The sequence below is a fragment of the Nonomuraea antimicrobica genome (assembly GCF_039536965.1).
Lineage (GTDB): Bacteria > Actinomycetota > Actinomycetes > Streptosporangiales > Streptosporangiaceae > Nonomuraea > Nonomuraea antimicrobica.
The window spans coordinates 1-6,306 of the sequence record NZ_BAAAZP010000210.1 but is presented as its reverse complement, the minus strand read 5'-3'; the positions used below and the strand labels follow the sequence as shown (position 1 = coordinate 6,306).

Here is a 6,306-nt window from a genome sequence, read left to right as displayed (position 1 = left end):
GAGCCACCGATGCTGGCTGAAGAATCTGCGATCTGCATCATTAAGTCAGAAACGCCTCAGTCCGGGCGCGGGGTGACGGCCTCGATGCCGGACTCGGGCAGCGCCACGCCGCGCACCCCGTCGCCGAGGTCGCGGCTCAGGTCGATCAGTTCGGGCAGCACCAGCCCGGCGGCGGCCAGCCGTTCGCGCAGATCGTGCACCCCTTGCAGCAGCTTCCAGCCGCTGCAAGGGTTCACCGGCTGCTCGCCGAGGCCGCGACCCTTGCGCAGGTACTCCATGGCCGGGAGCCGGAAATCCAGGTTGGCGGGAATGGTCTGCCCATGCGCCTGGGCGTGTGAGGGGCGGACCTGCTCGTCAGCGTCGGTGATCCATGTTTTGGCGGCGGGGGCGTTGTGGCGGGCGCCCTGGGCGACGTCTTCGGCCACCTGGTCGACGCGGCGGGCCACCAGGGCTGCGATCTGCCGGGACAGACCGCGGTTGATGCGGGTTGCCATGGGCCGGCACCGTAGCGCCGCCAGGTGCTTGGGTCGCGCCGGGGGCATGTCGCGATGTGATTTCAGAGGATGTCTAGCCTGCTGTGTTTGCGCTGCAATGGGAGGATGAAGCAACGGCTCCGCGACTTCATCCGCGCGCTCAGCAGCGGCAACTCCATCTTCAAGGGCTTCACATACGCCAGTGTCAGCATGGGCGCCGCCGTCCTCGCGACTCTCTTCAACCGGTACTTCGCCCTAGAGGGGTGGATCTGGGTCGGGTCCGTAGTCGTCGGCTTTGTGTTGGTTAACGCGTTTGGGGCGTCGGCCAGTCAGAAGAAGGCACGAGAACAGGCCGCCCTTGTTGATCCACAAAAGCGCCTGGGTGCACGCATCGAGGCCGTCGACAAGGCGTTTGCCGAAGCGGCAACGTTGATGGAGGAACTCCGGCGGGACCTTGCGGCGCAGGAAGCCGCACGACGGCGGCTAGTGACCGAAGCTCAACACCAGCAGCAGCTCATCGGCATGGACAGGGAAGAGGCTGAGGCGGTCCGCCAACTCATCCTCGGCGAAACCCGAGCGGATATCGCCCGACAGCGCCGTGCCCAGTGGGTCTTCTTCGTGCTTGGTGCCGTTGTGTCGATCCCCATCGGTGTCGCCATCAACTGGTTCATTCCCTAGGCGGCTCTGGTCCGGTGCGACGTTAGCGCCGCGTTCCGGCATGGTGCGCGCCGTGAACGACACATCCCCGTCGCGGCTCCCGCTCGACGTGGCCCGCAGCTACCCGCCTGTATGTCGATGACGAACTGACCGTTCGTCAGGTCGCAGTCCGGCTCGGCTATCGCCATCATGACGGGCTTCTCGGAGGGGCACGTACGGCGGGAGTTGCGGGCCCTCGGGTACGGCCGCAGGCCGATCCCGGCGGGGGGCGATGCGGTGCGACCGGGCGGGCTCGATCCGCGCCCTGGCCGTCGAGCTCGACTGTTCGCCGGGCCGCGTGGCGAACGCGTTGGAGCGGGACGGCATCAGGCGCCTGCCGAAGGTGGGGGAGGCTCTGGTGCGGGAGGTGGGCGGCCGGAGGGCGGCCGCGAAGCTGGGGTGCAGCCTGGCCAGGCTGCGGGCGGCGTTGGAGGTAGTTGCGGCAGGGCGGCGATCCTCAACCTCGCATCAAGCCGAACCCGTGAAGCTGCTGTGACCGGCGGCCGCCGTTTCGGCACTCGTGTCGGTCGCCGGTTGCCGGCGGGTTCGACTCCCGGTTACAGAGCGGCCAGCAAGGCAGCCCGGCTATCGTTTCCGGATATGGCGGAGCAGCGGCGCACCCTGGCGGACGGCCGGTATGTCCTGCAGGCTGAGCCGGTCGGCAGCGGCGGCATGGGGGTGGTTTGGCGGGCCGAGGACACCCTGTTGGACCGCGAGGTGGCCGTGAAGGAGCTGCGGCTTCCCGAGGGCCTGAGCGAATCCGAACGCATGGCGCTTCGGGAGCGCGCGATGACCGAGGCGCGCGCGGCCGGGCGGCTGAACCACCCCGGCATCGTGACCATTCACGATGTCCTGATCGAGGATGGTCACCCCTGGATCGTGATGGGCCTGGTCGATGGCTTATCACTCCACACCTTGGTGCGCGAGGACGGGCCACTGAGTCCACGGCGAACCGCGGAGATCGGTGGAGGCCTGCTGGCGGCCATGAAGGTCGCTCATGATGCCGGCATTCTGCATCGCGACATCAAGCCGCAGAACGTCCTGTTGGACCGGGACGGTCGCGCCGTGCTCACGGATTTCGGGATCGCCGCGGTCATCGGTGCCACTCGGGGTCTCACCGGGACCGGCTCGGTGATGGGCACGCTAGGTTATGTGGCGCCCGAGCGGCTGGCTGGGCGGGGTGCTGAGCCGGCGTCCGATCTGTGGTCGCTCGGCGCGACGCTGTACTTCGCTGTCGAGGGTCGGCCCGCGTACGACACGGACGACCCGGCAGAATTGGTCGCTGCCGTGCTGAGCCGCGACCCCGAACCGACTGAACGCGCCGGTCCGCTGAATCTGACGCTGCTCGGCCTGTTGGCGCGCCGCCCAAGCGAACGCCCGTCTGCCGAGGTGGCCGCGGAGCGCCTGCGGGAGGTCGCCGCCGGCGTCACGGTCGACGACTGGCCGACGGTTCGCGTTACCGCGCCGGCCAAGGAACAGGCAGGGGAGCCGACAAGGAGGCTGACCGCGAAGCTGAGCGAACCGTCGCTGCCTGGGGAGAGCGGCCCGCGTGTCCGTCGTGTTTCGCCCGCGCGGATTGCCGGCGCGATCGTCAGCGCCATGGCCCTGTTGGCCGGCTTGCTGGTGGCCGGCTACGTGCTCGCACCAGATCGAGCGCGGAACGGGGAGACCGCCCAGGCCGGGGGCGAGCCGTCCGGCAGCCCGTCGGTCACGAGGCCCGCATCGTCGTCCGCATCGCCGCCGGCCAAACAGTTCGCGACGCCGCCGAACGTGTGCCTGTACCTGACCGAGCACCCCCGGGTCATGACCCCGTTGGTCCCCAGGGCGAAGCTGTGGATCGCGCACAAGGCATCGAATAGCTGTTCGTGGGAACCCAGCCAAGATCCCGAGGATGGGGAGATCACCAAGCTCGACGTGGAGGCGCCCCTACTCCCCGCGAACCTGGCGGGTTGCCCCACAGAGGGCGAGCCGCTATCCGGCATCGGCGACGAAGCCTATATCTCTGACGAGGTGGACCTCGACGACCGCGGCTGGCACGAACGCGACGTGCGTGTCTACTTTCGCGTCAGCAATCTCGGCGTGTGCCTGACGTACTGGAGAGCCTCCCGGGCGTCATTGCCGCCCTCCGCAAAGGCCGCGTTGATCAAACTCGCCCGCGTCCTGAACCAATGGGTGAAGCAGCCCCAGTGATCTAATCCGTTCATAGGTTTTCGGACTTTCTCCGGTGTTTGTGGGACGATTGATGCGTGGCGAGGTTGGGGCGGCGGGCCAGCTTTGAGGAGCGCCTGCGGGCGTGTCAGCTGATCGAGAGCGGGAAGTCACCGGATCTGGTCGCGGAGATTCTCGGGTTCGGGCGGGCGACGGTGTTCGGGTGGTTGCAGGACTACCGGGCGCTGGGCGCTGAGGGGTTGCGCACGAAGAAGACCCGCGGGCCGGCAGCCCGGCTGGATGACGCGCAACTGGCGCGGCTGTATGCGTTGATCACGGGCAATGATCCGCGTCAGTTGAGTTTCGGGTTCGCGTTGTGGACGCGGGCCATGGTCGGCGAGCTGATACGCCGCGAGTTCAAGGTGAAGCTGTCGCTGGTGAGCGTCGGGCGGGTGCTGGCCAAGCTGGGCATGTCACCGCAGCGGCCGCTGTATCGGGCCTGCCAGCAGGACGCGGCCGCGGTGGCCGAGTGGAAGCGGCACACCTTCCCCGCGATCGCGGCCGAGGCCAAACGGCTCGGCGTGGCGGTGTTCTTCGCTGATGAGGCGGCGGTGCGCACGGACTACCACGCCGGCACCACCTGGGCCCCGATCGGGCGCACCCCGGTGGTGGCCACGACCGGAGCCCGCCGCTCGGTCATGATGATCTCCGCCGTCAGCCCGCGCGGGGAACTGCGCTTCCAGTTGTTCGACCAGGGCCTGGACGCCGATGCGTTCATCGGCTTTTGCAAGCGTCTGATCGCCGATGCCGGACGTCCGGTGTTCCTGATCGTGGACAACTCCCGCATTCACCGGGCCAAGAAGGTCAAGGCGTTCGTGGAGGCGACCGAGGGCCGGCTGTCGCTGTTCTTCCTGCCGCCGTACTCGCCCGAGCTCAACCCGGACGAGTGGGTGTGGAAGAACGTCAAACACGACCGGATCGCCCGCGCTTCCGCTCGCGGTGTCGAAGAACTCAAAGCCTTGGCTCTGGGCGCGCTGCGACGGTTACAGAAGCTGCCCGCGCTGGTGCGCTCGTTCTTCGCCGATCCGCATCTTGCCTACATCGGCGACAGTCTCCGATAGTCCAGAAACCTACGAACTGATTGAATCTAGCGGAAAAGGGAAACTCGCGGCACCGGGCGCAGCACCCTCCCGAAGCACACGTTTGTCGGGGTCAGCAGGCCGCCGTCTCCAGCGGACGGCCGAACGGGGGTGTTCACGAGTGCGTCTTTGCGCCATGAGGCGCTGTTGGTTCGAGTGGAGGTGAAAGACCTTCGCCGCCAGCCTGTCGCAGCAGGCTGGTGAAGCTGAGGGCAGCCTGATCCGGGTGGCGCCGAGGAGGGTGGGAGCAGCCCTGACAAAGCCGGGACGTGCCAGCACTGCCAGATGGTGCGGGTCCGGCGAGCATGGCGGAAAGGAGTACGTGAGGAACCGGCGTTATTAAGTCCTTCAACACGTGGACCGGCTCAAATCTGGCGGATATGGGCCGGGCGCGGTGCGCACCCGTCACTGCTGCTGGTGGCCGGGGAACTCCCGTGGATGTTTAGTCTTGCGGCCACGGGAGGCCATGGGGAAGGTCTGCGGCGTACCCATGGCGATGCCGCTGGGACACAGTCGGGCTCCTCCTTCGCCGAGCGAACCACAGTGAACATGGGAACCAGCCGGTCACAGCTCCCGCGTTGCGGGCACCCAGCCCGCTGCCCGGGATAGGCGCGTCGACCGCCGAACGGACCGATTGGGACGGAGCCGCCGTAGTAGTCCGAGGCCAGGAGAGCTGGTCGCATGGCGAAGGGCGGCAGCGGGATTTTCGAGAAGACGAGGAACTGTAATGCCGAAAGATGCGCTGGTGAATGCCAGTGCCCCCGGCCCGGTCGTTGGGTCGTGGTCGCGGGTATCGGAGATGCAGGCCAAGCTTCACTGTTGGGCGGCGGCCGACCATGGCCGCAGGTTCGATGACCTGTTCAATCTTGTGCATGACCCGGCAACGCTGCTGGTGGCGTTCGACCGGGTCGCGGGTAATCAAGGTGCCCGCACTCCTGGCGTGGACGGCCTGACGGTCGCCGACGTCGAGGAGCGTATCGGGGTGCCTGGATTCCTGGACGACCTGCGTGCCCAGTTGAAGGAGGGCACGTTCCGGCCACTGCCGGTTCGGGAACGAAAGATCCCCAAACCTGGCGGTCGGACAAGGTCCGGCGTCTCGGCATCCCCGCCGTGACGGACCGGGTTGTTCAGGCCGCGCTGAAGCTGGTGCTGGAGCCGATATTCGAGGCCGACTTCGAGCCGGTCTCCTACGGGTTCCGGCCCAAGCGGCGTGCTCAGGACGCGATCGCCGAGATCCATCACTTCGGGACCCGTGGCTACCGCTGGGTGCTGGATGCGGATATCGAGGCGGCGTTCGACACCATCTCGCACGTGGCGGTCATGGACCGGATCCGGGCGAGGGTGAAGGACAAGCGCGTTTTGATGCTGGTGAAGGCGTTCCTCAAGGCCGGGATCTTGGCCGAACTCGGTGACCATGAGCACACCCACACCGGCACTCCGCAAGGCGGCATCTTGTCCCCTCTGATCTTCAACGTGGCCATGGGGGTGCTCGATGAACACCTACGGGCACCGTGGAAAGCAGGCGGGACGATGTCGACCGAGAGCCGACGCGCTTCCCGCCGCCGCAAGGAGTTACCGACGTGGCGGCTGGTCCGCTACGCCGATGACTTCGTCATCTTGGTTCACGGAACCGAAGATGACGCGCTGGCGTTGCGCGAACAGATCGCGGCCGTGCTCGCACCTTTGGGACTACGCCTATCCGAGGCAAAGACCCAAGTGGTGCACATGGCCCAAGGGTTCGACTTCCTAGGGTTCCGCATCCAGTGGCGCCGCAAGCGCGGATCGGACCAGTGACCCCTTTTCATCCTCAGGCGGCCTGGGCAACGCGGTGGTTCTGAAGGACGGCGATG

General features: G+C 67.1%; 7 protein-coding genes. 6 read left to right on the top strand and 1 reads right to left on the bottom strand.

The features are described from left to right. Window positions 1-56: 56 nt before the first annotated feature. Window positions 57-494: a hypothetical protein gene (locus ABD844_RS45510; RefSeq protein ID WP_344893609.1), complete on the bottom strand. Its 438-nt coding sequence runs from the start codon at window positions 492-494 to the stop codon at window positions 57-59. A gap of 105 nt (window positions 495-599) precedes the next feature. On the opposite strand from ABD844_RS45510, the gene ABD844_RS45505 reads away from it, so the two are divergent. The 6 genes from ABD844_RS45505 to ABD844_RS45480 all read left to right on the top strand — a co-directional run bounded on the left by ABD844_RS45505 (window position 600) and on the right by ABD844_RS45480 (window position 6,250). Further along, a complete protein-coding gene (locus tag ABD844_RS45505) occupies window positions 600-1,151 on the top strand; it encodes a hypothetical protein (protein ID WP_344893606.1) in 552 nt (183 codons plus the stop codon). A gap of 250 nt (window positions 1,152-1,401) precedes the next feature. Continuing rightward, window positions 1,402-1,665: a hypothetical protein gene (locus ABD844_RS45500; protein WP_344893603.1), complete on the top strand. Its 264-nt coding sequence runs from the start codon at window positions 1,402-1,404 to the stop codon at window positions 1,663-1,665. 104 nt (window positions 1,666-1,769) lie between these two features. Beyond that, window positions 1,770-3,359: a serine/threonine-protein kinase gene (locus ABD844_RS45495; RefSeq protein WP_344893600.1), complete on the top strand. Its 1,590-nt coding sequence runs from the start codon at window positions 1,770-1,772 to the stop codon at window positions 3,357-3,359. A 56-nt stretch (window positions 3,360-3,415) separates the two neighbouring features. Beyond that, window positions 3,416-4,438: an IS630 family transposase gene (locus tag ABD844_RS45490; RefSeq protein WP_344893597.1), complete on the top strand. Its 1,023-nt coding sequence runs from the start codon at window positions 3,416-3,418 to the stop codon at window positions 4,436-4,438. A 745-nt stretch (window positions 4,439-5,183) separates the two neighbouring features. Beyond that, entirely contained in the window at window positions 5,184-5,570 is a 387-nt protein-coding gene (locus ABD844_RS45485; protein WP_344893595.1) for a hypothetical protein, read from the top strand. After that, on the top strand, window positions 5,567-6,250 hold the full coding sequence (locus ABD844_RS45480) for a reverse transcriptase domain-containing protein (protein WP_344893592.1): 684 nt from the start codon (window positions 5,567-5,569) through the stop codon (window positions 6,248-6,250). The genes ABD844_RS45485 and ABD844_RS45480 overlap by 4 nt, the downstream gene beginning before the upstream one ends. Window positions 6,251-6,306 lie beyond the last annotated feature (56 nt).